This is a genomic window from Seonamhaeicola sp. MEBiC01930 (assembly GCF_045277075.1).
Classification (GTDB): Bacteria; Bacteroidota; Bacteroidia; order Flavobacteriales; family Flavobacteriaceae; genus Seonamhaeicola.
This window is the reverse complement of sequence record NZ_CP104270.1, coordinates 2450114-2475643: the sequence shown is the minus strand read 5'-3', so window position 1 is coordinate 2475643 and position 25530 is coordinate 2450114. Positions and strand designations below refer to the sequence as shown.

Below are 25530 nucleotides of genomic sequence, written 5' to 3'. Positions count from 1 at the left end.
CTTCAATAAAAACCTCAGGGCATTCAACCAAAAGCAAAAAATCAGGGAATACCCTTAGTTTAATAATTAGTTGATTTTGGGATATAAAAAAACCTGCTAACTTAAAATAGTTAACAGGCTTAGACGTTTGGTTTTATTACTATTCTTTAAAGGTACACCCGCGTTAGCGATTGCAGCGACATCCTTTCTAGAGGAATGAAATAAAGATATAGTGTAAAGCGCGACCCTACCTTTAGCGGGGTAACGCCAAAAATATTATTTAATTAAAATGCGTTTACTATAGCAAAGAAATCTTCGGCATTAAGTGCTGCACCTCCAATTAATCCACCATCTACATCTGGCTTAGAGAAAATCTCTTGAGCATTTGCCGGCTTCACACTACCTCCGTAAAGAATAGATACAGAATCTGCTACCTCTACACCATAAGTATCAGCTAATGTCTTTCTTATAAAGGCATGCATATCTTGTGCTTGTTCTGGTGACGCTGTTTCACCAGTACCAATAGCCCATACTGGCTCATATGCTAATATGATATTTTTAAAAGCCGAAGCCTCTAAATGAAATAGGGCATTTTTTATTTGACTTTCAACAACAGTTTCTTCATTACCTGATTTTCTATCAGCTAATTCTTCACCAAAACAAAAAATAACACGCATTTCATTTGCTAAAGCAGCATCTACCTTTTTAGCTAACAACTCATCCGTTTCATTGAAATATTCTCTACGTTCACTATGTCCCAATATAACAGTTTCAACACCCACACTGTTTAACATACTTGCACTTACCTCTCCTGTATAAGCCCCGTTTTCTGCAAAGTGCATGTTTTGTGCAACAACCTCAATATCTGCTCCTTTTAATACATTAAAAGCTTGATATAAATTTGGATATGTTGGTGCTACCATTACCTCAGCATTAGAGGTTTTTACTTGTTGTGTTAAATCTGCCAATAACGCTTCGGTTTGCGATAAATCGTTATTCATTTTCCAGTTTCCGGCTACGATATTTTTTCTCATAATTCCAGTCCTAACCTTCCTAAAAAGAAGGGTTTATTTTATTTAATTTAATTACTTTTTTTTCTCTGGAATGCTAAAGTACTTATTTTTTTAGAGCTGCAATAAGTTTTTTGTCATTAGCTTCAATAACTTTAAATACAACGATTTCGCTGGCTTCATTTACAACCATATATCTAGGAATCCAGTCTAATTTTATAAACTTTCCAAAGGCTCCTTTCCATCCAGATTTCATAAAATAATGTTCGCCTTCAACATTATATTTTTCAATACCTTTTTTCCAAGGGTCTAACCCTCTATCTAATGATAAAAACAGATATACAACGTCTTTATTATTGGCTTGCAATTCTTTCACCTTAGGCATACCACGCAAACAGTCACCACACCAAGATGCCCAAACATCAATTACAATAGTCTTACCTTTATACTTATCTAGAATGGATTGAAATGAAACCTCTTCTCCTTCCAAAGTAATAAAAGTATCATTAAGGGCTTTCTCATTAAACTGTGTTGGCTTTTCTATATTACAACTAAAAAAGCTAATTAATAATATTATTAGGTAGTTCATTTTGCTATTCATTTTATCATTTTAATATTTTGATTTCCATAGTGGAAAAACTAATTAAGTTTGACTTTTGGGTCTAACCAAGCATAAATTAAGTCGACAAAAATATTAATCATTACAAACATAGTTGCTATAACCAATACGGCACCCATAATTACAGGCAAATCTAGCGTATTTAAAGAATTTACAATTTCTTTACCTAATCCATTCCAACCAAAAATATACTCCACAAATACAGCACCTGCTAACATTGAGGCAAACCAACCAGAAATAGCCGTAACAACTGGGTTCATAGCATTTTTAATTGCATGTTTTTTTATGATTTGAACCTCGCTCAACCCTTTTGCCCGGGCTGTTCTAATATAATCTTGATTGAATACTTCTAACAACGAATTGCGCATTAGTTGGATAACCACCGCTAACGGACGTATACCTAATACAATAGCTGGCAGTATTAAATTCTTCCACTTAATGTGCATGGCTTCACCAAAATCATCTAACTCATACAGGCTTCCGGTCATTTCTAAATTGGTGTATTTATGCAATACAAAACCAAATAACCAAGCGAACAAAATAGCACTAAAAAATGATGGTATACTCATTCCCAATGTACTTACTACCTGAATAAGTTTATCTAACCAAGTATCTTTGTACAAAGCAGACACAATGCCTAAAATAACTCCTAAAAACATGGCAATCAGTATTGCTGAAATAGCGAGCACAAAAGTATTAGGCAAGGTTTCTCCTAAGACTTGAGTTACCCGTTTCCCTTGTTTAGTAAAAGATTCTCTTAAATAAGGAAACTTTAAAACCGTTGTGACTTCTCCAATAGTGAATAGTTTAGTTGCAGAATACTTTCCACTATCTAAAGAAGTATAGTCTAATTCAGAATTAGAATGAAATGATAAAGGTGATAAATCATTTAAATAATATAAATATTGTGTTGAAATGGGTTTATCAAATCCGTATTTCTGCTTTACCAAAGCCAATTGTTCGGTATCCTCATTTTGCCCTAACATCATTTGAGCAGGGTCTCCTGGAAGGATGTTAAATAAAAAGAAAATAACCGTGATTACTCCAAATAATGTGAGTAATGCGTAAGAGATTTTATTTAGTAAATAGCTAATCAATAATTCTTATTCCTCCTTTAACTTAATATCAATTATTCCAGTGTAAAATGTATTATTTAAAGTATTTATCTCTTTTAATTTCACAGAGTCTTTTATTACATTAATACTCTCAATCTTGGATGTATCTATGGCATCCAATTCCTCTTTTGAAGATGTACTATCATTAATCAAATACAAGATTAAATCTTCCTTTTTTAGATTTGAATTAGGTTTCTTTTCAACTTTAGGTAACTCTAAATTATCTATATCATTCCAATGCACTTTTTGCATCACAGTACCTTTGTCTAATTCTAAAATACCTGGGTTAGCGCGTACAATAGTCTTAAGTGCTTTTTCATCGCATAAATACCAATCAAAACTCAAACCATAAGTTTCATTTATCTTTTGTTTGGTTTCTTCACCTGAAGCCGTTAACCCAATAACTTCATATCCCTTTTCAATGGCTAGTTTAGATAAGGATTTTAGTTTTTCAGCACCATCTCTTTCAATCTTTTCTAAACTATAGGATACTATAACTATAAGATTATCTACATTCAAAAAATGTGCTGTTAAATCTTCTTCATTGCTTTCAATAGAAAAATCATAAATAGGTGGTTCATAACCTTTTTCAATCTCCTTAGTTTCAACACCAATAAAATCGCCTTCAACAGAAGGGTAAGAACCATTAGTTTTAATTATTTTCTCCTCACCATTAACATTAAATTTCCAGGAATACTCTATGACTGGTTTAGGTGCATCTTCAGGAATTGACATGCCTTCAGTGATATTTTTACCAATAGCATAACCCCTAAAATCTATTGCTGGTAAATGCAATAATACATGATACCCAAACCATAAACTAATTATAAAACCTAATAAGGCCAATACGGTAGTTGGTAATTTACCAAAAACTGGTTTTATATATTTTAATCCGGCTAACAGAATTAAAATAAAGAATAATAAAATAACATCTTTTGTGAAACTCTCCCAAGGTGTTAACTTTAAAGCATCTCCAAAACAACCACAATCTTTTACCTTATCAAAATACGCTGAATAAAAGGTTAAAAAGGTGAAGAACACTATCATGAGCAACAAACTCCAAACAGTAAACTTAGGTTTATACCCAATTAATAGAAACACCCCTAAAACCACTTCAAAGACTACTACAAAAATGGAAATCCCCAAAGCGTAAGGGTCTAAAAACGGTATATTTAAAACATCAGCACCAAAATACTCTTGCAGCTTATATGAAAAGCCAAGTGGGTCATTTAGTTTTATAAAGCCTGAGATTATAAATAATACCCCAACAAATATTCTAGATAAACTTACAACCGCCCTCATATTATTGTTCGTTTAGATGAATCATTGCAAAAACTGCATAATTTATCATATCCTGATAATTAGCATCAATACCCTCACTTACCAAAGTCTTGCCCGCATTATCTTCTATTTGCTTAACACGAAGTAACTTTTGCAAAATCAAATCTGTTAAACTACTCACCCTCATATCTCGCCATGCTTCACCATAATCATGGTTTTTATCTTCCATTAATTTTTTAGTAATACTAATATGCTGTTCGTACAATTCAACGGCTTCACCTGTTGATAAATCTGGTTGTTCTGCTATACCTTTTTCAATTTGAATTAATGCCATTATACAATAATTTATAATACCAATAAACTCACTCTCTTGCCCTTCATCTACCTTTTGAACATCATTCTCTTGTAAGCCTCTAATACGTTGTGCCTTTATAAATATTTGGTCTGTAAGAGAAGGCAAACGTAATATTCTCCATGCGCTGCCATAATCCGTCATTTTCTTTTTAAATAAATTTTTACAGGTATCAATTACGGCATTGTATTGTTTTGAAGTATTTTGCATGTATTAAATTGTATTTTGCGTAAATTTCGCATAAAATTGTTTAATCTTCAAGGTTTCTGGTTTAAAGTTTTAAACCATATACAAACACCTTACAAAACGGTATAAATGACCATTAATTGCAAAGGAAAACTCATTGATTTATCATCGCCAAAAGTGATGGGTATTTTGAATATTACACCCGACTCTTTTTATGACGGCGGAAAGTTTAATGATGAAAAAGATATTTTAGAACAGGTTGGGTGTATGCTAAATGAAGGCGCAACTTTCATTGATGTTGGAGCTTATAGTTCTCGTCCAGGAGCTAATTTTGTTAGTGAAGGTGATGAATTAAAAAGAATTGTGCCTATTATAAATTTAATTATTAAAAACTTTCCTGAGACTTTAATTTCTGTTGATACCTTCAGAGCAGAAGTAGCCAAACAATGTATTGAAACCGGGGCCGCATTAATTAACGATATTTCTGGTGGAAAACAATATGAAAACATGTTACAAACTGTAGCAGATTTGCAAGTACCTTACATTATGATGCATATGCGTGGAAACCCACAAAACATGCAACAACTAACTGATTATAAGAATATAGTCAATGACATCCTTTTTTATTTTTCAGAACGTATTACAGCGGCTAAATCTCTTGGTATTAAGGATGTAATTGTTGATCCTGGTTTTGGTTTTGCAAAAACCTTAGAACAGAATTACAAACTTTTAAACAATCTTCAATTGTTTAATATGATTGACAAACCTATACTAGTTGGAATTTCTAGAAAATCAATGATTTATAAATTATTAGAAACCACACCTAAAAATGCTTTAAATGGCACTTCGGCTTTAAACACCATAGCATTGCAAAAAGGCGCTTCTATTTTACGAGTTCATGATGTAAAAGAAGCTATAGAATGTGTAAAATTGGTTAAGATGCTAAGTCGTTAAATTATTATGAAAAAAATCACTTTATTAATTACTCTGGTTGTAATTTTTTCTTGTAACAAGAAAGTAGTTGAATTACCCGAAATAAGCCATTCAGAAATCACAGAAATTGAAGATGTTTCTGCTGCCTATTTGTTTTATGTTGAAACCCAACCTGATAGTGTTGCGTTAAACCGAAAAAATTTAATTAGTACAACCAATTGGTTGGTAAACGTTGATAAACGACTCACTTTAAAACAAGCCATTCCACACATCAAATATTTACAAGACAAAAAGGCGAATGCAGGTCATAAAAACGAAAACGCTAAAAACTATTTTACTTGTCATGACACCAGTATAAATAATTTAGGGTTTATGGAGTTTACGGATGTGGTATATTCCGAATCAAGTTTTTCAAAATTTACTGAAAATATTTTACCTAAAAAGCCCGTTTTAATACTTCAAATTGAACAAGACGGTAAAATCCATGTTTTTGATTTATTTGCTCACAAAATTTCGAATATTGGAATCATAGATATAGAAAACTCTGATGAATTCAAAAATATAAATTCAGTGATTAAAACTTATAGTGAGGTAATTCTTAAATTTAATTCTAAGTTAAATTTTCAAAATTATATTTCTATTAAATCAAAACTTTTGGGATTAGATATAGAAAACGTGATCATCTCAGAAAACGAATTCATTTATTAACTCTAATTTCTTAAATTTACCAAAACCTATTTCCTGTTGGATATATTTAAAGACATTTTAAATCTTCGTTTTATAGATTATCTAGATGTTGTTCTAGTTGCACTACTTCTCTACTACATGTACAAATTGGTTAAAGGTACGGTAGCAATTAATATTTTTCTTGGAATCATTATTATTTACGGAGCTTGGAAACTTACTGAGTTTCTGAACATGGAGTTGCTTTCCGGAATTTTTGGCGGGTTCATGAAGGTGGGTATTATCGCCTTAATAGTAGTATTTCAGCCCGAAATAAGAAAGTTCTTGCTTATGGTAGGTTCTACTAATTTTGGAAAAAGAGCTACGTTTTTACAACGTTTTAAACCTGAAACTGCTAATACTACTGATATCAATGCAGTTGTTTCTGCTTGTAATAAAATGTCAATGTCTAAAACAGGGGCGCTAATAGTTTTTGAGCGAAATAATAACTTAGACTTTTTATTATCATCTGGTGATGAAATGAATATAAAAGTAACACAACCTATTATTGAAAGTATTTTTTTTAAAAATAGCCCGCTTCATGATGGGGCCATAATTGTTAGCGACAATATTGTTAAAGCTACCAGAGTAATATTACCAGTTAACAATGAGAAAAACATCCCTAAGCGTTTTGGCTTAAGGCATAGAGCAGCTATTGGCATTACTGAGAAAACTGATGCTTTGGCACTTGCTGTAAGCGAAGAAACTGGTCATATATCTTATTTCAAAGATGGTGAATTTATAGCCTTTGAAGATTCTAATCAATTAATTAATTTAATTAAGGAAGATTTGGTGTAATGAATTGCAAAAATTGCCATACCGAACTAAAAGCAGAAAGTGATTTCTGCCATAATTGTGGTGGCAAGGTAATTAGAAATAGGCTAACTATTAAAAACTTGTTATCGCATTTTGGTGAGACCTTTTTGAATTACGACAATAAATTTCTTCAAACCTTTATAACCCTTTTTAAAAAACCCGAAGAAGTCATTGAAACTTACATTACCGGAACTCGAAAAAAGTACGTGAATGTAATTAGTTATTTTGCTATAGCCATAACTATTTCAGGATTATATCTATTTATCTTAAAAAAGTTTTTCCCTGAAACCATTGACTACTCTTTCATGGTTGCACCTGGTCAAGAAGAATTTCAAAAAGATTATATGAGTTTTATACAGGAGTACATGTCCTTGGTAATGATGTTATATGTACCTGTTTATGCCCTAATGGCTAGATTATCATTTATAGGCATTAATAAATTTAATTATACTGAGTTGTTGGTTATTTTCCTTTACCTTCAAGGTCAAATGAGTATTACCACTGCCATTCTAGGTACTATTCTTGCTTTTTTTGGAATTAGCCAAGGTATTGCAAGTTTTATTTTCATACCGTTAATGATAATTTTTTGTGCTTTTTGCTTAAAGCGTCTCTATAAAATAAACTTGGCAAATTTATTACTTAGAACCCTATTGTTTTTTGCAATACTTGGAGTTGTCTTTGTTATAACAAGTATTCTAATGGCAATAAAAATGTATTTCGATGGAACATTTGAACAAATGATGGAAGCAAAAAAAGCAGCTTCAGGAGGTTAAACTACCTCTTCTTCTTGTAAAAACTGAACCTCATAAAGGTTTTTATAATACCCTTCCTTCTTTTTAAGTAATTGATTATGGGTACCTTGCTCAACAATATTTCCTGCATCCATAACTATTATTTTATCAGCCTTTTTAACAGTTGCTAAACGGTGTGCAATTACAATAGACGTTCTATCTTTTGTTATTTTATCAGTAGCATTTTGAATTAATTGTTCAGAATACGAATCAACAGAAGATGTTGCTTCATCTAATACTAAAATACTCGGGTTAGTAACATAGGCCCTTAAAAACGAAATTAACTGTCTTTGACCAGAGGATAGCATTACACCGCGCTCTTTAACATTGTAATGATAACCATTAGGAAGACTCATAATAAAATCGTGAATTCCAATTTCTTTAGCTGCCTTATGCACTTGATCTTCAGTAATCTCTGGATTATTTAAAGTAATATTATTCAGAATGGTATCAGCAAATAAAAACACATCTTGCAATACTACTGCAATTTGCTTTCTTAAAGATGATAAAGTAACCTCTCTAATATCTGTATCATCAACCAAAATAGATCCGTCTTTAATTTCGTAGAATCGATTTAATAAATTAATGATAGTAGACTTGCCAGCACCTGTAGCACCAACAATAGCAACCGTTTCTCCGGAATTAACATTAAATGATATACCCTTTAAAACATCCTCATCCTCTACATAATTAAAATGCACCTTGTCAAACTTAATATTACCTTTAAAATGTTCTGCAATCATAGTTCCCCTATCATCAATTTGTGAGGTAGTATCTAGCACCTTGAAAACCCTATTTGCTGCAACCATACCCATTTGAAGCGTATTAAACTTATCAGCTATCTGTCTTAGTGGTCTAAAAAGCATAGGTATATACATAATAAAAGCAATTAACACCCCTTGTGTTACGGTATTCTCAATAACGTTTAAACCTCCATACCATGCTACTAAACCAACAGTGATTGATGAAGCTAAATCTGCAATTGGAAAGAAAAACGAGTTATACCAAACCGTCTTCAACCAACCCTTTTTATGGCGTTCATTTATTGCCTTAAAATTTTCATGCTCAATTTTTTCACGTGTGAAAAGTTGCAGAATTTTCATCCCAGTGATACGCTCTTGAACAAAAGAATTTAAGTTAGAAACCTCGGTTCTTACTTCTTCAAAAGCAACTTTCATATATTTTTGAAAAAGTCTAGTAGCATATAATAAAATAGGCAGCATTATAAAAACAATAAGGCTCAATCTCCAATTTGTAGATAACATAAACCCAAACACTACTAACATGGTAAGAACATCTCTAAAAATCATGAAAAGGCCTTGACCAAAAATATCTGCAATACGCTCCATATCTGTTACAGATCTGGTAATTAAAACCCCAACTGAAGAATTATCATAATACTTCATTTTAAATTGAAGTAAATGATTGAATAACTTGACACGAACATCTTTTACCAAATTTTGCCCTAACCAAGCTGCGTAATAAATAAAAGTAAGTTGAAACATGGTCTGAAACACCAATATTCCAAACATAACAAGTACGTAATTAAAAAAAACATCTGGTTTATTAGCACCAATACCTTTATCTATAGCACCTTGGGTTAAATAAGGAGTAATAGCACTAAGTAAGGCTAGAAGAACCACTAAAACACATAAACTTATAAAAATAACTTTATAAGGTTTTATATGCTGAAAAAGCCTTTTAAACAGCACAAAATCAAATATGTTTTCTTTCTTTTTAGTCATCTAGTTTTATACTATTTGGGTATTCAACATGGGTTAAATATAAGGCATGTGCCGGAACTGAATAACCAGCCTCACTTCTGTTTTTAGATTTTATAATGGTATGCAAATCATCTGCAGTAATTTTCCCTAAACCAATATTAATCATTGTACCAACAATGGCTCTAACCATATTACGCAAAAACCTATCGGCTTTCACCACAAAATGCAACTCATTATCTTTAAAAAACCACTCGGCTTTCATAATTGTACAATTATACGTTTTTACATCGGTATTACTTTTTGAGAAGCATTGAAAATCTTTATACTGAAATAAAATTTCTGTAGCCTCCTTCATTTTATCAACATCTAAACCTTGCTTCATGTACAGGGCTTGGTTAAATGAAAACACATTCTTTTTCAATGTCATCCTATATAAATAGGTTCTACTTAACGCATCAAAACGTGCATGAGCATCATCTTTTACCTTAAAGATTTTATGAATTGCCACATCTTTAGGTAAAAATGAATTCAATTTATAGGTTAGCTGTTTTTTATCAAAACTAACCTCGGTATTAAAATGAGCAAACATTTGTGAAGCATGTACACCCGTATCAGTTCTTCCGGCACCAACAATAGCAATAGGTTCTTTTAAAAGGGTAGACAATGCTTTCTCTATAATTTCTTGAACAGAAATAGCAGTGGGCTGGTTTTGCCATCCATGATACGCTCCTCCATTATAAGATAGCTCTATAAAATATCTCAAACTATATTAATACTTTTATTGAAAAAGCAAAGATATACAGTTTTGGTTTTCCAACTAAGGTTCAAATCTTAATTAATTACTAAATAATATGGGTTTTACCTTCATACTTAATTAAGTTTCAAGAACTCAGGTTGAGCTTTATTGTTGTTTATTATTTTAAATTTTTGGAACTTATTAATATAAATATTTCACTATGTACTCCCTCATACCCCCGTGAGCTCAATCATTCGTTCAGCCACTTACGTATCCATTTACTAACTTATAGAATTAATTAATGAGGTTATTTTTTGAGAAGGTTCGTTTAACGTCTCGGCTATGGTTAGTACGGGAATTAAAAGTAGTGAACTTTTGATTTAGCACTTAGCCAAAACTTTTTATTTTGTTTTATCTTTTTTGTTTTAAAGCCAAATCAAAAGATTTGGCGGACTTATTTAAAAGCTCTAAACTTTGGGTTAAGCACCAAAACCCTTATTAACTATAGCCATTGTTGTATGCTGGCTTTTTTTATTTTTATTTCATTTCGATTTCAGCTTAAATCTTGCGCCTTTTCTCCATTTTTCTTTTCGTCGATACAAGTAAATCAGCTTATTTTCGGTCAGCTTATAATAATCATTCACAAAGTCATTCGGACTTTTTTGGTCAAATAGATAATATTTTCCGCTTTTGGAGTATGTTCCGTTTGATTCTAATTCAGGTGTCGAATTTTCATAACTATCAATTCCGTTTTTGTCACTAAATTCATAATACTTTTGAATGAAAGTCGAGTCAGAACTCAGAATAATTACATTCACGAAATACTTTTTGTCAATTTTAAAAGTCTTACCTGAATTCCGAAATATTTTTTCTTGCGCAGATGAAATTGCAGTTGTTAATAGTAAAATCCAAATTAAATATTCTTTCATTCGGCAGTTTTTTCAGCTTGCATACAACTAATTGATATGAAATCGTTTCAATGTTTTATATCTACTGTTAAACGAAGGTAGCCGAAAATTTTTACAATGTCAATAAAAAACGATGCTGCATATAAAAACATTTATCTATAAATTTACATTTAGAAACCGTCAGTAATGAAACACTGTAACTAATTCGGCACAAGTGACAAAAATACTCCTACTCTCTGACACCCATGGGTATATAGACAAAGACATTCTTAAATATGTAAAACAAGCCGATGAGGTTTGGCATGCTGGCGATATAGGTAACCTTGAAGTTACTGATGCCATTAAAGCTATAAAACCACTAAAGGGTGTTTATGGTAATATTGACAATGCCATGGTAAGGGTTGAATTTCCAGAACATAACCGTTTTATGTGTGAAGATATTGATGTTTGGATAACGCATATTGGCGGTTACCCACCAAAATATAATACCCGTGTTTCTGAAACCATAAAACAAAATCCACCAAGGTTATTTATTTGCGGTCATTCTCATATTTTAAAGGTAATGCCTGATAAAAAACTAAACCTCATTCACATGAATCCCGGTGCAGCAGGTAAGCACGGGTTTCATAAAACACGCACCATGTTACGGTTTACTATTGATGGTAAAAAAATTGAAAATTTAGAGGTAATTGAATTTCCTTTAAGACACCCAAAATCATAAGTCAAAATTCCACAATGTATTTATTGAGTAAAAAGATTGTTTTTACCTGATAATGTGTAGTTTTGCACCGATTTTAAAAAACATAATTATTTATGAGTCAAGTAAAAGAAAATGATACAGTAAAAGTACATTACACAGGAAAGCTAACCAATGGTCAGGTTTTTGACAGTTCATTAGAAAGAGAACCATTAGAGTTTCAGTTAGGTCAAGGCATGCTTATTCCTGGTTTTGAAAAAGGTGTTATTGGTATGGAAGCTAATGAAAAAAAGACGGTTAACATTCCTGTATCTGAAGCATATGGTGAGATTAGACAAGAGTTATTTTATGAGGTAAAGAAAGACCAATTACCGCCGGAGATGACTCCTGAAGTTGGTATGGGATTAGCTTCAAAAGGACCTGATGGCAATGAGGTTCAATTTCGTGTGTCTGAAGTAAAGGAAGATTATATTGTTGTTGATGCTAATCACCCTTTAGCAGGACAAGATTTAATTTTTGATTTAGAACTTATTGAAATAAAATAAGTAGCATTAAAATACAAAACTAAAAGTCTGGACTAGGTCCAGACTTTTTTTTGGCGTTATTTACACTAATTTATATATTGGAATTTCAATAAAAAAGCCCAAGATCTTCACCTTGGGCCTACGCACTAATACTACTAAGATATTAGGTTTTATCGTAATCGATCTACAGATTTTACAAGATCTTCATCCTTCTTAATGGCCTTATTGGCTAATGCCAACAACACGATAGAAATAATAGGAATGAACATCCCAATACCTTTCTCAGAAACGTTAGTTTCTCCAGATATGTTTAGAGATTGAAATACAAAAAATCCTAGTAAAATAAAGTTTAATATTATGTTAAGACGCCCCAACATAAACTGAGACTTCCTATTTTTATATCTAAAAATTGTTACAACAGAGAAAAAAGCAGAAGTTAAAAATGCTGCAAATACATAATTAATATCTTTTGCCCATACTTGAGTACCATCCTGTAAACTCCATAAATGAAATACATATATTAATCCGCCAGAAACTCCAACTGCAATTAAAAGATATATAGTTTGTATTCTTTGTAACATGTAATTTTTAAAAACTGGACAGCAAAAATAATAGTTTCTTGCAGAAATTAGTACTAAAACTTAAAATAAAGTTGTATAATTGCATTAATATTTCTCAACAATCGCTGTTACAAGCGATTAAATTCTCCAGATTAAAATCATTTTTTTCTCAGAATTACTCAAAATTTATATTCAAAAAAAATATATTCAATAAACATACATGTTTGAAATTTCTCAACTAAAAGAAAAGAAGCTCTCAGAATTACAAGAGATTGCAAAAGAATTAAGTATCCCAAAGTACCGTTCTTTAAAAAAATTAGATTTAGTATACCAAATCCTAGATTATCAAGCTGCAAACCCAAAAGCTATTACTAAAGCTCAACCTGCAACTGAAGAAAAGAAACCTAGACCAAAAAGACCTAGACAACGCATACAGAAGCCTTCTGGAAATGCACCTAAAGAAGCTAACAAACCTGCGTCATTAAGTTCTGAAACAAAAGAAGCTACTCCACAACCAAAGAAGGAATCAGCTCCTCAACCAAAGAAAGAAACAGCTTCACAACCAAAGAAAGAGCCCGCTCCACAACAAAAAAAGGCTGAACCTGAACAAAGACAAGATAAGCCTAAAGCTCAAAACAATAATCAACAGAGACATCACCAACATAAAAATCAACATAAAAATCAGCATAAAAACCAAAAGGGAAATGTTGATACTGGTAATAAAGACAATAGAAACCGTTACCGTGAACCTGATTTTGAATTTGATGCCATTATTGAAAGTGAAGGTGTTTTAGATATCATGCAAGATGGATACGGGTTTTTACGTTCATCAGACTATAATTATTTATCATCACCTGATGATATCTATGTATCTCAATCTCAAATAAGATTATTCGGACTTAAAAAAGGAGACACAGTTCTTGGAAATGTTAGACCACCAAAAGAAGGTGAAAAATATTTCCCGTTGATAAAAGTCACTAAAATTAATGGACAAAAACCAGAGGTTGTTAGAGATCGTGTTTCTTTTGAACATTTAACACCTTTATTTCCTAAAGAGAAATTTAATTTAGCCGATAAACAAAATACTATTTCTACCAGAATTATGGATTTGTTTGCTCCTATTGGAAAAGGGCAACGTGGTATGATTGTATCACAACCAAAAACTGGTAAAACCATGTTACTTAAAGATGTGGCTAACGCAATTGCGGCAAATCACCCAGAAGTTTATCAAATGATTTTACTTATTGATGAACGCCCTGAAGAGGTTACAGATATGCAGCGCAATGTTAGAGGAGAAGTAATTGCTTCTACTTTTGATAAAGAAGCGCATGAGCATGTTAAAATTGCTGATATAGTTTTAGAAAAAGCCAAAAGATTAGTAGAATGTGGGCATGACGTTGTAATACTTTTAGACTCTATCACTAGATTAGCCAGAGCATATAATACTGTACAGCCTGCATCTGGTAAAATATTAAGTGGTGGTGTTGATGCCAACGCCTTACACAGACCAAAACGTTTCTTTGGTGCTGCAAGAAATATTGAAAATGGTGGTTCTTTAACTATTATTGCAACTGCACTTACAGAAACAGGTTCTAAAATGGATGAGGTTATTTTTGAAGAATTTAAAGGAACTGGTAATATGGAACTTCAGTTAGATAGAAAAATATCTAATCGTAGAATTTTCCCTGCTATTGATTTAACATCGTCTAGTACACGTAGAGATGATTTACTTCTTGATGAAAACACAATTCAACGTATGTGGGTAATGCGTAAATACCTTGCAGATATGAACCCAGTTGAAGCTATGGAATTTATTAACGATAGATTTAAACAAACAAGAAATAACGAAGAATTTTTAATATCCATGAATGGATAACCTTTACTAACTAAGCTAACCAGAAAAAGCCTTAACATTTATTGTTAGGGCTTTTTTAATTTACCTAAGAATTTTAAAAATGCTTTTTTCTATAATTCTAAATATAAGTTATAAAGTTTCAAAAAACAAAAAGCCACTCAATTGAGTGGCTCCTAATATATTTTATAACTAAATTCTAAAGCTTATAAAGCAGCAACGTGCTTAGCTAAACCAGATTTTAAGTTAGCTGCTTTGTTAGCATGAATAACATTTTTCTTAGCTAATTTATCTAACATAGAAACAACTTGAGAAAATAAAGCCTCTGCCTCCTTCTTATCAGTTAACTCACGTAATTTCTTAATAGCATTACGCGTAGTTCTATGTTGGTATCTGTTTAAAACTCGCTTAGCTTCGTTACTTCTAATTCTTTTTAACGCTGACTTATGATTTGCCATTTTGTTTTTTTCTTATTAAAAAATTGTAGCCCGTAGGGGAATCGAACCCCTCTTACCAGGATGAAAACCTGGCGTCCTAGCCGATAGACGAACGGGCCATTTTTGTTATTTCATTATTTAATGAACATGCAATTCGTGATTGCGGATGCAAAAATACAACTATTTTTAAATGATGCAATATTAATTTAATTTTTTTTAAAAAAAATTAAATTAATATGCTTTAGCAAACAACACCCTACCCTTAGAAGGATTTCCTGAATACACACAAACACCTGTTTCTTCCTTCATTTCTAAAGGAATACACCTTATGGTAGCCTTAGTAAGTTCTTTTATCTTTTCTTCTGTTTCATTAGTCCCATCCCAATGTGCAGAAATAAATCCGCCTTTATTTTCTAAAACGTTTTTAAATTCATCAAAATTTTCTACCTCAGTAATATGACTATCTCTATAATCTAAAGCCTTTTTAAATAAACTCTCTTGAATATCTTCTAGTAAATCTTCAACAACTACATTAATTCTATCAATAATAACAGTTTCCTTACTAAATGTATCTCTTCTTGCCACTTCTACTGTACCATCTTCTAAATCCTTTGGTCCAATAGCTATTCTTAAAGGTACTCCTTGTAATTCATGTTGTGCAAATTTAGCTCCAGGCCTTAAAGTATCTCGCTTATCAAATTTAACAGATATGTTTCTTTCCCTAAGATCATCAATAATTCCATCTGCTACCTTACTTATAGCTTCAAATTGCTCTTCATTTCTATAAATAGGAACAATAACCACTTGGTAAGGTGCTAAGTTTGGAGGTAATACCAACCCACTATCATCACTATGCGTCATTATTAAGGCCCCCATTAAACGTGTAGAAACACCCCAAGATGTAGCCCAAACATAATCTTGTTTACCTTCCTTATTAGCAAATTTAACATCAAAAGCCTTCGCAAAATTCTGCCCTAAAAAGTGAGATGTACCAGCCTGCAATGCTTTTCCATCTTGCATTAAAGCCTCAATACAATAAGTATCTTCGGCACCGGCAAATCTTTCGCTTTCAGTTTTCACTCCTTGCACTACTGGAATAGCCATAAAATTCTCAACAAAAGTGGCATAGACATTATTCATTTGCTTTGTTTCCTCAATAGCTTCAGCCTTTGTTGCGTGAGCCGTATGACCTTCCTGCCATAAAAACTCAGCAGTACGCAAAAATAAACGCGTACGCATTTCCCAACGCACAACATTTGCCCATTGATTTACAAGAATTGGTAAATCTCGATATGATTGAATCCAGTTTCTATAAGTATTCCATATAATAGCTTCACTAGTTGGCCTAACAACCAACTCTTCTTCTAACCTTGCCTCTGGATCTACTCTTAACTTACCAGGTTTATCAGGGTCATTTTGCAACCTATAATGTGTTACAACTGCACATTCTTTTGCAAAACCTTCAGCATTTTTCTCTTCAGCTTCAAACAAACTTTTAGGTACAAAAAGTGGAAAATACGCATTTTGATGACCTGTTTCTTTAAACATTCTATCTAATTCTGCTTGCATTTTCTCCCAAATTGCATATCCATAAGGCTTAATTACCATACATCCTCTAACTGCTGAATTCTCCGCTAGGTCTGCCTTTACAACCAATTCATTATACCATTTGGAATAATCTTCTGCTCTACTAGTAAGTTTTTTACTCATATAATTGTTTTGGCACAAATATTGTGACTATGTTAAATAAAAAAATAGTTCAGCAAAACTAACTATTTTTGTTATGTCCAACAATAAAATCTTATAGATATGTACTTAAACAACTACTCTAAAAGAAAAGTGTCATTCATTGCCTTACTAGGTTTAATGTTTGGTTTAGTATCCTGTGGATCTTATCAATACGTTGGTGTTGATAACGATGGTATTTATGGCGAACCCGATGTTGTGGTTACCACTACACCTACTCAAACTGTTGTTGACGTACCAAATAAATCTAATAGCGACTATTACAAAAACTACTTTAGAAACAAATCTTTGGAATATGATAACCTTTTAGAGGACGAAGCTATTTTTACAGATATTGATTCTTATGAATCTGAAAATTATGTAGAAAATGATTCTATCTCTAATGATTATCAAGGGTATGCTGGCTGGGGTCAGCATAGTAATAATGTTACCATAAACTATATTGACAACGGATGGAATAACTGGGGTTGGAATGCTGGATTTGGCTGGGGCTGGAACGACTGGCGTTGGAACCGTTGGAATAGATGGAATGGCTGGAACTCTTGGGGTTGGAATGATTGGGGCTGGAACTCTTGGGGTTGGGGCTACAATGATCCTTTCTGGTGCCCTTCATATTACGGAGGTTGGGCTTATAATAGATGGGGGTATAATGGCTTTTATGGAAACAGATTTTACAACAACGGCTATTATAATAACCGAGGTATTGCCTATACCTCTAGTAGACGAGGCAGTAGTTATTCAGGCAGCTCAAGAAACTTAGGCACTTCTAATTACAGTACATCTAGAAGAAGTAGTGTTACAAACAGAGCTACAACATCTAAATATAATACAGCAAGAAGAAGTAGCGTTACTAGTACATCAAGTAGAGCAACAGCGTACAACACAAATACATCTCGTATTAGTAGTGTAAACAGAAACTCTAATACTAATTCTAATTATACTAGCAGAAGATCCAGCGGTACCAATACAGGAAACACAAGAAACTACACAAGTTCTCAAACAAGAACAACTACTACTTCTAGAACTCCTACTACAAATTCTAATGCAAGGTCATCGTCATCAACTGCCAGAAGAAGCTCTAGTAGTGTATATAGACAACCTTCTAGAAACTACAATAGTGGCTCTTCAGGAAGATCTTATTCACCTCGATCTTCATCTTCTTCTAGAAGCTCTTCTTACGGAACTACCAGCAGAAGTTCAAGCTCTTCAAGTGGCTCAGTATCTAGATCTTCAAGTAGCAGTAGAAGTTCTTCAGGAAGCTCAAGATCTTCAAGTAGTGGTGGAAGACGTAGATAATATTTAAACAATTAAAAAACAAAAAATCTATTATATGAAAAAGTTAAGTTTACTATTCATAGGCTTGTTATCTATGTCCTTAGTTTACGGACAAGACATAACAGATGCCTTAAGGTATTCTCAAGACCACATTCAAGGAACCGCACGTTTTAGAGCCTTAAGTGGTGCCTTTGGAGCATTAGGTGGCGACATGAGTGCCGTAAGCTTAAACCCGGCAGGATCAGCAGTTTTTAGCAGAAGTCATGCTTCCTTTTCGGGTTTAAAAATTGATACAGAAAACAACTCAACTTATTTTAATGGAACAGGTACTACAAACAATTCTGATTTTGATATAAATCAAGCAGGTGCTGCTTTTGTGTTTGCATCTAACACAAATTCTCCATGGCGCAAATTTACTTTGGCCGTAGCCTATGAAAGAACAAATAACCATAGAGATAATTGGTTTGCTTTTGGAACTAACACCAGTAATGATCCAGATTTCAGCAACTCTGTTGCTAGTTACTTCTATGACTTTGCAGACGGAAAAAGACTTGATGAAATTTCTGCTTTACCAGACGAGTCTTTAGGTGATGCTTATCAAGATATAGGTAGCGCATATGGGTTTGGTCACCAACAAGCGTTTTTAGGTTTTGAATCTTTTATTTTAGAACCAGATGATATTGATAATGATGCAAACACATTATACACCTCAAACATTTCAGCTGGAACTTTTATGCATGACTACACTTATACCGCAACAGGATATAACGGAAAAGTATCTTTTAATGTAGCAACTCAATATGAAGACAACTTATATTTAGGTTTAAATTTAAACTCTCATTTTATAGATTACACGCGTAACACACTACTATATGAAGATAATAATAGTACAGATTCAACGGTCAATTATGTAGAATTTGAAAATTCATTATCAACCCTGGGTAACGGTTTTTCATTTCAAGTTGGAGGTATCATGAAATTGAGCAAAGAACTAAGAATTGGTATAACTTATGATTCCCCTACTTGGTATACTATAGAAGAAGAAACATCACAATATTTGGCAACCAATGGAGATAATGGATTAATAGAAATTAATCCGCAGGTAATAAATGTTTACCCACAGTACAAATTACAAACTCCCGCAAAAATTACCGGTAGTTTAGCTTATGTTTTTGGTAAACAAGGTTTAATAAGCTTTGATTATTCTAGAAAAGACTACGGTAGCACTAAATTTAAACCAGAAGATGATACTTATTATCAGGATTTAAACGCTTCGATAAGCAACCTTTTTACTGAAGCTTCTACGTACAGATTTGGTGGCGAATACAAACATGAGCAATTTAGTTTTAGAGGAGGATACCGTTTTGAAGAAAGCCCTTATACCGATAGCGTTACTGTTGGAGACTTAACCGGATACTCTTTAGGCATAGGCTATAACTTTGGAAATACTAGGCTAGATGTAACTTATGATCAATCTGAAAGATCATATAATAATGAATTTTATCATTTAGATTTTGGAAATGCACCACAGGCAACTGTAGATAGAAATATTTCAAATATTACCTTGTCTTTAAGTTTTAATATTTAATAAGCTGCTTTTAAAAATAAAAAGAGCCTTTATAAAATCTTTATGAAGGCTTTTGTTTTTTATGTAATTATCAGAATACTAATGAGACTAATGCACAAATACTAAATATTTATTTAGTTAAAGCATTGCAAAAGTATAATGCTTATCTTTGCAAATTATTTGTATCAAACATTTTTTAATATGAAATTTGATAAGGATTTTGAAGATTTTGATGCTCTTGGAAATGAGCATATAGGCACATCGCAAGATACACCAATGCGCAGTGATGCTTTTAAGTTAACAAATGATGAAAAGATTGACATCATTAAGGATGATGTACGTCATATTATGGAAACCCTTGGTTTAGATTTAAGCGATGATAGCTTAAAGGGTACACCTAACCGAGTGGCGAAAATGTTTGTAAAAGAAATTTTTGGAGGATTAGATCCTGACAAAAAGCCAAACGCTTCTACTTTTGAAAACAAATACAAGTATGGCGAAATGCTTGTTGAAAAAAATATAACGGTCTATTCTACCTGTGAGCACCACTTGCTACCTATTGTTGGTAGAGCTCATGTTGCTTATATTTCTAATGGTACTGTAGTAGGATTATCTAAAATGAATAGAATTGTAGATTATTTTGCTAAAAGACCACAAGTACAAGAACGCTTAACTATACAAATAGTAAAAGAACTTCAGGAAGTTTTAGACACCAAAGACGTAGCCTGTGTTATTGACGCTAAACACCTTTGTGTAAATTCTAGGGGTATTAGAGATATTGAAAGCAGCACCGTTACATCTGAATTTGGAGGTAAATTTAAAGATAGAGCAACAAGAAGAGAGTTTTTAGACTATATTAAGTTAGATACCCAATTTTAGTTAATTATTTCTAAAAGATTCTATATTAATATCCCAAACTATAAGAAAAGCATTAGTTTTGATACTATATTTTTTATTGTAAATTTATTTCTAACCATCTTCAATTACATTCTAGTTTTCAATGCAACTTTACGAAACGCAGCAAATTAAAATATATAATTCGCTAACAGGAGAAAAAGAAGTTTTTAAACCTATAACCGAGGGCTATGTTGGTATGTATGTCTGTGGCCCAACAGTTTATAGTAATGTGCACTTGGGCAACGTAAGAACCTTTATGTCTTTTGATGTTATTTTTAGGTACCTTAAGTATTTAGGATATAAAGTGCGTTATGTTAGAAATATTACTGATGCAGGGCATTTGGAAAATGATGCTGATGTTGGCGAAGATAAGATTGCTAAAAAAGCTAGATTAGAGCAAATTGAACCTATGGAGGTTGTACAACGATACACTTTAGATTTTCATAGTGTTTTAAATACTTTAAACTTTTTACCTCCTAGCATAGAACCAACAGCTACAGGGCATATTATTGAACAAATTGAACTTATTACTTCAATAATTGATAATGGTTTTGCTTATGAAATAAATGGTTCCGTATATTTTGATGTTCATAAATTTGATGAATCTAATGAGTACGGAAAATTAAGCAAGCGTAAATTAGAAGACTTAATTCATAACACTCGTGAACTTGATGGACAGAGCGATAAAAAGAATCCTCAAGATTTTGCACTTTGGAAAAAAGCAGAACCACAGCACATTATGCGTTGGCCTTCTCCCTGGGGTGATGGCTTCCCAGGTTGGCATTTAGAGTGTACAGCAATGAGCACCAAATATTTAGGAGAGACGTTTGATATTCATGGTGGTGGTATGGATTTAAAGTTCCCACATCACGAATGTGAAATTGCTCAAAATGAAGCAGCTTTAGGAAAATCACCAGTAAATTATTGGATGCATGCTAACATGCTCGAAATGAATGGGCAGCGTATGGCAAAGTCTACAGGCAACACCATTAATCCTCATGAGTTACTATCTGGAGAAAACAGTAAAATGAGTAAAGCTTACTCACCAAGTGTTATTCGTTTCTTTATGGCACAATCGTCTTACAGAAGTGTGTTAGATTTAACAGATGCTGGTTTATTAGCCAGTGAAAAGGGTTATAATCGCTTGATGGAGGCAATGGGCTTAATCTCTAAACTAAAACCTTCAAACACATCTTCAATTAATATTAAAGAATGGCTTCAAAAATGTTATGATGCCATGAATGATGATTTTAACACACCTATCTTAATAGCTAATTTATTTGAAGGTGCTAAATATATAAATCAAGTTAAAGATGGCAGTGAAACGTTAACATCTGAAGACATTACTTTACTAGAAAATAACCTAAATGCCTTTGTTTTTGATGTTCTCGGGCTTTTAAAAGATGTAGAAATGCAATCTGGAGGTGATAAACTTTCAGGTGCTGTTGATATACTTATTAAGCTAAGACAAGAAGCCAGAGCTAATAAAGATTTTGCTTTGTCTGATAAAATTAGAGATGAACTCGCAGAAGCTGGTATTATTTTAAAAGATGGGAAAGACGGCACTACGTTCACAGTTAATTAACTTAACTTGTGCTGTCAACCTGAACTAGTTACAGGTTTTTATATTAAAAGCCATAAAACCTATTTTAAATTCTGAAATAAATTCAGAGTGACAAGACTGTGTTAAAAAAAATCATCATAGCGCCGTTTATTTTCTTGATAAAAGTGTACCAAATCTTTATATCTCCTATAACCCCTGCTACATGCAGATATTCTCCAACTTGCTCACATTATAGTAAAAAAGCATTACAAAAACATGGCTTATTTAAAGGTAGTTGGTTAGCGCTAAAACGCATTTTTAGTTGCCATCCTTGGGGTGGCTCAGGGTATGACCCGGTACCTTAACCTTAAAGGTTTGTTTTTAGTTTATAAAAATTTTCCACTACCTTCGTTTAAAGTCAGTTCTATTTATAATCTGGCTAATTTTAAATTGGTTCGGAGCCAACCGCTACTATTTCATGATAAAATTCTTTCGGAAAATTCGCCAAAAACTGCTGTCTGAAAATAAATTCAGTAAATATATATTATATGCCATTGGAGAAATTGTTCTTGTTGTTATTGGAATAATGATAGCCCTACAGATTGATAATTGGAATCAAGAACGCCAACAAGAAAAAGAACTTGATGGCTTAAAACAAAGTATCTCTAGTGCCATTCAATCGGATATTAAGTTTCTAAAACTAATTAAAAAAGGAAGAAAAAACATTGGGTCTAATGCAGATTCTATCTTTAATTATTTAATTCACCGTACAAAATCTAAATTAGTATTTAATGACTACGCATACGTAACAAATACATTTCAAAATTTAAAAAACGTTATATATTACCAACCCAATAAAAGTGCCTTTGAATCTTTAAAAAACTCCATTTACTTAAGCAAATTACAAGGAACAGACATAGAATTATTACTTAATTCTTATTATGCATCGGCCGAAAGAATTGTGAAAAAGGAAGAAAATTATAATAAATCTTTAAATATAGATTTTCAAGAATGGTATAACAAATATAGGTACAACAGTGCTTATATAATGAATTCGTGGGATTATGACACTGAATCTCCAGAATTTCAAAATGAGTTTATAAATATATTACTGGATGAAAAGACTCAAAAACTTCTTTCTAACAGTTTTGAAGAAGAAGATATGCTTGATTTATATAATCAACAAATAAAACTAGGAAACAAGTATGTTGAAATGGTTGAAAATAATGAGGTAAATTTTGATGATGAGACTAAAATAGAATTTAGCGGCACTTTTTATACATATGATGAGGTTGATGTTTTAAACATATTGGTTAATGGTAAAGTACCTTCAGATTTCAATGTGTTATATGCTAATTCAAGTAATAAAGTATTTAGAGGAATTGAATACTCAGACAAGGATATGATTATAACCTATCCGGAAAACAAGTTTGATTGGTGTTCCCCATATTTTTCAATTCAAGCCTTAAATGGTCGGGTAACCGAAATGGATTTTACAAAATATAAAAAACTCTCATTAGTCATGAAAGGTGCCGTTGGTGGGGAACAGTTTAATATAACAATGAAAGATAAATATGACCCTACTGACGGAACAGAATCTAGGGTTGAAATTACGTTAACCAATACTTGGGAAACCTATGAAATTCCTTTGAGTAATTTTATAACGGCAGACATGAATATAATTAATACTCCTATGGCATTTATTTTTGTAGACAATAAAGGAATAACAATTCACGTCAAATCAATCCAATTCAATTAGGGTATTTAATTTAAAATCTATTTACCAGGAATATGCTTTAAAATCTCCAATACAAACTTCCAGTATTTCTGGGTAGAAGAAATTTGAGCCCGTTCATCTGGAGAGTGCGCTCCTTTAATATTTGGCCCAAAACTAATCATATCCATATCTGGGTAATTTGTTCCTAAAATACCACACTCTAAGCCAGCATGACAAGCAGCAACATGTGGTTTTTCTCCATTCAAATCCTCATAAAGTTTAGTCATTACTTTTAAAATATTAGAATCCATATTAGGCGTCCAACCGGGGTAATCACCAGAGAAATCAACCTCACAACCCGTTAATTCAAAAGTAGCCCTTAAAGTATTGGCCAAATCCATTTTAGCACTTTCTACTGATGAACGTGTTAAACATGCAATTTTAATACGCCCCTCTTTAATTAATACACGAGCTAAGTTATTTGAAGTTTCCACCAAATCTGGAATATCTGCACTCATCCTATATACACCATTTTGGGCTGCATACAACGCTCTAGTTACCCCTTCTTGCACTCCTAAATCCATGATTTTTGCAGGAGTATTACATTTTGAAATAACCACATCTAAATCAGGTTCAGTGGTTTTAAACTCTTTTTTAATTGCGTTAGAAATTAAAGCCATTTCAAGCAAAAAAGCATCTTCATGAATAGCATCAATTGCAACCACAGCACTACTTTCTCTAGGAATGGCATTACGTAACCCACCACCATTAACTTCTGAAATCCTTAACCCAAAATTCTCAAAACCATCAAACAATAAACGATTCATAATTTTATTGGCATTTCCCAAACCTTCATGAATTTGCATACCAGAATGCCCACCTTGTAATCCTTTAACCTCTAATATAAACCCAATTTTAAATTCTGGTGTTTCTTCTTCATCATAGGTTCTGGTTGCAGTAACATCAATTCCCCCGGCACACCCTACTCCTATTTCATCATCCTCTTCAGTATCTAAATTCAATAAAATACCTCCTTCTAACAATCCGCCCTTTAATCCCATGGCACCAGTCATACCCGTTTCTTCATCTATGGTAAATAAGGCTTCAATTGCGGGGTGTTCAATAGTTTTACTTTCCAAAATGGCCATAATAGTGGCAACACCTAAGCCGTTATCAGCACCCAATGTTGTACCTTTTGCCTTTACCCAATCACCTTCTATAAACATTTCAATACCCTGAGTATCGAAATCAAAAACCGTATCACTGTTTTTTTGATGCACCATATCTAAATGTGATTGCATAACCACCGTTGTCCGATTTTCCATTCCTATACTAGCAGCCTTTTTTATTATGACGTTACCTACGTCATCCACAAAAGTTTCCAAGCCTAAATTTTCACCAAATCCTTTCATGAATGCAATAACACGTTCTTCTTTTTTTGATGCTCTTGGTACAGCATTTAGGTCTGCAAATTTATTCCAAAGAGCCTGTGGCTCTAATTGTCTTATTTCTGTGCTCATAATTTTAAAATCAGGTCTTACA

At 32.7% G+C, this 25530-nt stretch carries 25 protein-coding genes and 1 tRNA gene; 13 read left to right on the top strand and 13 right to left on the bottom strand.

Going from position 1 to position 25530, the window contains the following annotated elements; genetic code table 11:
• Positions 1–263: 263 nt before the first annotated feature.
• From tpiA to N1F78_RS10860, 5 genes are all read right to left on the bottom strand, one after another.
• Positions 264–1013: a triose-phosphate isomerase gene (gene tpiA / locus N1F78_RS10880; protein ID WP_406683187.1), complete on the bottom strand. Its 750-nt coding sequence runs from the start codon at positions 1011–1013 to the stop codon at positions 264–266.
• Between the two features lie 82 nt (positions 1014–1095).
• Positions 1096–1578, bottom strand: coding sequence for a TlpA family protein disulfide reductase (locus tag N1F78_RS10875; RefSeq protein WP_406683186.1), 483 nt, complete (start codon positions 1576–1578; stop codon positions 1096–1098).
• Positions 1579–1628: 50 nt separating this feature from the next.
• Positions 1629–2705 carry an ABC transporter permease gene (locus tag N1F78_RS10870; RefSeq protein ID WP_406683185.1) on the bottom strand — a complete coding sequence of 359 codons (1077 nt, stop codon included), beginning with the start codon at positions 2703–2705 and terminating at the stop codon, positions 1629–1631.
• A 6-nt stretch (positions 2706–2711) separates the two neighbouring features.
• Positions 2712–4025, bottom strand: coding sequence for a BT_3928 family protein (locus N1F78_RS10865; protein WP_406683184.1), 1314 nt, complete (start codon positions 4023–4025; stop codon positions 2712–2714).
• A gap of 1 nt (position 4026) precedes the next feature.
• Positions 4027–4566 (bottom strand): DUF1599 domain-containing protein, encoded by a 540-nt coding sequence (locus N1F78_RS10860; RefSeq protein WP_406683183.1) that lies wholly within the window; start codon positions 4564–4566, stop codon positions 4027–4029.
• 105 nt (positions 4567–4671) lie between these two features.
• Here N1F78_RS10860 and folP point away from each other — a divergent pair, with 105 nt between their 5' ends.
• The 4 genes from folP to N1F78_RS10840 are packed head-to-tail and all read left to right on the top strand — an operon-like array spanning position 4672 to position 7787.
• The gene (folP, locus tag N1F78_RS10855; RefSeq protein ID WP_406683182.1) at positions 4672–5496 is read left to right on the top strand and encodes a dihydropteroate synthase; all 825 of its coding nucleotides are present in this window, start codon (positions 4672–4674) and stop codon (positions 5494–5496) included.
• A gap of 6 nt (positions 5497–5502) precedes the next feature.
• Positions 5503–6183, top strand: a complete 681-nt coding sequence (locus tag N1F78_RS10850; protein WP_406683181.1) for a hypothetical protein — start codon at positions 5503–5505, stop codon at positions 6181–6183.
• Positions 6184–6219: 36 nt separating this feature from the next.
• Positions 6220–6996 (top strand): diadenylate cyclase CdaA, encoded by a 777-nt coding sequence (gene cdaA / locus N1F78_RS10845; protein ID WP_406683180.1) that lies wholly within the window; start codon positions 6220–6222, stop codon positions 6994–6996.
• A complete protein-coding gene (locus N1F78_RS10840; protein WP_406683179.1) occupies positions 6996–7787 on the top strand; it encodes a DUF3667 domain-containing protein in 792 nt (263 codons plus the stop codon). The genes cdaA and N1F78_RS10840 overlap by 1 nt, the downstream gene beginning before the upstream one ends.
• Here N1F78_RS10840 and N1F78_RS10835 read toward each other — a convergent pair.
• From N1F78_RS10835 to N1F78_RS10825, 3 genes are all read right to left on the bottom strand, one after another.
• The gene (locus tag N1F78_RS10835) at positions 7784–9550 is read right to left on the bottom strand and encodes an ABC transporter ATP-binding protein (RefSeq protein WP_406683178.1); all 1767 of its coding nucleotides are present in this window, start codon (positions 9548–9550) and stop codon (positions 7784–7786) included. The two genes, N1F78_RS10840 and N1F78_RS10835, sit on opposite strands and share 4 nt — an antisense overlap.
• Positions 9543–10292, bottom strand: a complete 750-nt coding sequence (gene truA, locus N1F78_RS10830; RefSeq protein ID WP_406683177.1) for a tRNA pseudouridine(38-40) synthase TruA — start codon at positions 10290–10292, stop codon at positions 9543–9545. Before truA ends, N1F78_RS10835 begins: the two co-directional genes overlap by 8 nt.
• A 515-nt stretch (positions 10293–10807) precedes the next feature.
• The gene (locus tag N1F78_RS10825) at positions 10808–11194 is read right to left on the bottom strand and encodes a hypothetical protein (RefSeq protein ID WP_406683176.1); all 387 of its coding nucleotides are present in this window, start codon (positions 11192–11194) and stop codon (positions 10808–10810) included.
• Between the two features lie 193 nt (positions 11195–11387).
• On the opposite strand from N1F78_RS10825, the gene N1F78_RS10820 reads away from it, so the two are divergent.
• Together N1F78_RS10820 and N1F78_RS10815 are read left to right on the top strand one after the other, a co-directional pair.
• Positions 11388–11894, top strand: a complete 507-nt coding sequence (locus N1F78_RS10820) for a metallophosphoesterase family protein (protein ID WP_406683175.1) — start codon at positions 11388–11390, stop codon at positions 11892–11894.
• A gap of 92 nt (positions 11895–11986) precedes the next feature.
• Complete coding sequence (locus N1F78_RS10815) at positions 11987–12415, top strand: peptidylprolyl isomerase (protein ID WP_406683174.1); 429 nt, start codon at positions 11987–11989, stop codon at positions 12413–12415.
• A 149-nt stretch (positions 12416–12564) separates the two neighbouring features.
• Here N1F78_RS10815 and N1F78_RS10810 read toward each other — a convergent pair whose 3' ends face one another.
• Complete coding sequence (locus N1F78_RS10810; RefSeq protein ID WP_406683173.1) at positions 12565–12975, bottom strand: DUF4293 domain-containing protein; 411 nt, start codon at positions 12973–12975, stop codon at positions 12565–12567.
• Between the two features lie 199 nt (positions 12976–13174).
• On the opposite strand from N1F78_RS10810, the gene rho reads away from it, so the two are divergent.
• The gene (gene rho / locus N1F78_RS10805; protein WP_406683172.1) at positions 13175–14830 is read left to right on the top strand and encodes a transcription termination factor Rho; all 1656 of its coding nucleotides are present in this window, start codon (positions 13175–13177) and stop codon (positions 14828–14830) included.
• Positions 14831–15012: 182 nt separating this feature from the next.
• On the opposite strand, the gene rpsT is transcribed toward rho, so the two are convergent.
• From rpsT to proS, 3 genes are all read right to left on the bottom strand, one after another.
• Positions 15013–15264 carry a 30S ribosomal protein S20 gene (gene rpsT / locus N1F78_RS10800; protein ID WP_406683171.1) on the bottom strand — a complete coding sequence of 84 codons (252 nt, stop codon included), beginning with the start codon at positions 15262–15264 and terminating at the stop codon, positions 15013–15015.
• Between the two features lie 26 nt (positions 15265–15290).
• Positions 15291–15362 (bottom strand) — tRNA-Glu (locus N1F78_RS10795).
• A 112-nt stretch (positions 15363–15474) separates the two neighbouring features.
• Positions 15475–16953 (bottom strand): proline--tRNA ligase, encoded by a 1479-nt coding sequence (gene proS, locus N1F78_RS10790; protein ID WP_406683170.1) that lies wholly within the window; start codon positions 16951–16953, stop codon positions 15475–15477.
• Between the two features lie 99 nt (positions 16954–17052).
• Here proS and N1F78_RS10785 point away from each other — a divergent pair, with 99 nt between their 5' ends.
• The 6 genes from N1F78_RS10785 to N1F78_RS10760 all read left to right on the top strand — a co-directional run bounded on the left by N1F78_RS10785 (position 17053) and on the right by N1F78_RS10760 (position 24030).
• The gene (locus N1F78_RS10785) at positions 17053–18285 is read left to right on the top strand and encodes a hypothetical protein (protein WP_406683169.1); all 1233 of its coding nucleotides are present in this window, start codon (positions 17053–17055) and stop codon (positions 18283–18285) included.
• 34 nt (positions 18286–18319) lie between these two features.
• The gene (locus N1F78_RS10780; RefSeq protein ID WP_406683168.1) at positions 18320–19852 is read left to right on the top strand and encodes an OmpP1/FadL family transporter; all 1533 of its coding nucleotides are present in this window, start codon (positions 18320–18322) and stop codon (positions 19850–19852) included.
• Positions 19853–20032: 180 nt separating this feature from the next.
• Positions 20033–20710 (top strand): GTP cyclohydrolase I FolE, encoded by a 678-nt coding sequence (gene folE, locus N1F78_RS10775; RefSeq protein WP_406683167.1) that lies wholly within the window; start codon positions 20033–20035, stop codon positions 20708–20710.
• 121 nt (positions 20711–20831) lie between these two features.
• Complete coding sequence (cysS, locus tag N1F78_RS10770) at positions 20832–22313, top strand: cysteine--tRNA ligase (RefSeq protein WP_406683166.1); 1482 nt, start codon at positions 20832–20834, stop codon at positions 22311–22313.
• A 98-nt stretch (positions 22314–22411) separates the two neighbouring features.
• On the top strand, positions 22412–22636 hold the full coding sequence (gene yidD, locus N1F78_RS10765) for a membrane protein insertion efficiency factor YidD (protein ID WP_406683165.1): 225 nt from the start codon (positions 22412–22414) through the stop codon (positions 22634–22636).
• A 113-nt stretch (positions 22637–22749) separates the two neighbouring features.
• Complete coding sequence (locus N1F78_RS10760; RefSeq protein WP_406683164.1) at positions 22750–24030, top strand: hypothetical protein; 1281 nt, start codon at positions 22750–22752, stop codon at positions 24028–24030.
• A 17-nt stretch (positions 24031–24047) separates the two neighbouring features.
• Here N1F78_RS10760 and N1F78_RS10755 read toward each other — a convergent pair whose 3' ends face one another.
• Complete coding sequence (locus N1F78_RS10755; RefSeq protein WP_406683163.1) at positions 24048–25508, bottom strand: aminoacyl-histidine dipeptidase; 1461 nt, start codon at positions 25506–25508, stop codon at positions 24048–24050.
• Positions 25509–25530: the final 22 nt, after the last annotated feature.

What these genes read in the sequence shown, in the direction of transcription:
- tpiA (WP_406683187.1), bottom strand. Translation starts at nt 1,013, where the DNA reads ATGAGAAAAAATATCGTAGCCGGAAACTGGAAAATGAATAACGATTTA.
- N1F78_RS10875 (WP_406683186.1), bottom strand. Translation starts at nt 1,578, where the DNA reads ATGAACTACCTAATAATATTATTAATTAGCTTTTTTAGTTGTAATATA.
- N1F78_RS10865 (WP_406683184.1), bottom strand. Translation starts at nt 4,025, where the DNA reads ATGAGGGCGGTTGTAAGTTTATCTAGAATATTTGTTGGGGTATTATTT.
- N1F78_RS10860 (WP_406683183.1), bottom strand. Translation starts at nt 4,566, where the DNA reads ATGCAAAATACTTCAAAACAATACAATGCCGTAATTGATACCTGTAAA.
- folP (WP_406683182.1), top strand. Translation starts at nt 4,672, where the DNA reads ATGACCATTAATTGCAAAGGAAAACTCATTGATTTATCATCGCCAAAA.
- N1F78_RS10850 (WP_406683181.1), top strand. Translation starts at nt 5,503, where the DNA reads ATGAAAAAAATCACTTTATTAATTACTCTGGTTGTAATTTTTTCTTGT.
- N1F78_RS10840 (WP_406683179.1), top strand. Translation starts at nt 6,996, where the DNA reads ATGAATTGCAAAAATTGCCATACCGAACTAAAAGCAGAAAGTGATTTC.
- N1F78_RS10835 (WP_406683178.1), bottom strand. Translation starts at nt 9,550, where the DNA reads ATGACTAAAAAGAAAGAAAACATATTTGATTTTGTGCTGTTTAAAAGG.
- N1F78_RS10825 (WP_406683176.1), bottom strand. Translation starts at nt 11,194, where the DNA reads ATGAAAGAATATTTAATTTGGATTTTACTATTAACAACTGCAATTTCA.
- N1F78_RS10815 (WP_406683174.1), top strand. Translation starts at nt 11,987, where the DNA reads ATGAGTCAAGTAAAAGAAAATGATACAGTAAAAGTACATTACACAGGA.
- N1F78_RS10810 (WP_406683173.1), bottom strand. Translation starts at nt 12,975, where the DNA reads ATGTTACAAAGAATACAAACTATATATCTTTTAATTGCAGTTGGAGTT.
- rho (WP_406683172.1), top strand. Translation starts at nt 13,175, where the DNA reads ATGTTTGAAATTTCTCAACTAAAAGAAAAGAAGCTCTCAGAATTACAA.
- rpsT (WP_406683171.1), bottom strand. Translation starts at nt 15,264, where the DNA reads ATGGCAAATCATAAGTCAGCGTTAAAAAGAATTAGAAGTAACGAAGCT.
- proS (WP_406683170.1), bottom strand. Translation starts at nt 16,953, where the DNA reads ATGAGTAAAAAACTTACTAGTAGAGCAGAAGATTATTCCAAATGGTAT.
- N1F78_RS10785 (WP_406683169.1), top strand. Translation starts at nt 17,053, where the DNA reads ATGTACTTAAACAACTACTCTAAAAGAAAAGTGTCATTCATTGCCTTA.
- N1F78_RS10780 (WP_406683168.1), top strand. Translation starts at nt 18,320, where the DNA reads ATGAAAAAGTTAAGTTTACTATTCATAGGCTTGTTATCTATGTCCTTA.
- folE (WP_406683167.1), top strand. Translation starts at nt 20,033, where the DNA reads ATGAAATTTGATAAGGATTTTGAAGATTTTGATGCTCTTGGAAATGAG.
- cysS (WP_406683166.1), top strand. Translation starts at nt 20,832, where the DNA reads ATGCAACTTTACGAAACGCAGCAAATTAAAATATATAATTCGCTAACA.
- N1F78_RS10760 (WP_406683164.1), top strand. Translation starts at nt 22,750, where the DNA reads ATGATAAAATTCTTTCGGAAAATTCGCCAAAAACTGCTGTCTGAAAAT.
- N1F78_RS10755 (WP_406683163.1), bottom strand. Translation starts at nt 25,508, where the DNA reads ATGAGCACAGAAATAAGACAATTAGAGCCACAGGCTCTTTGGAATAAA.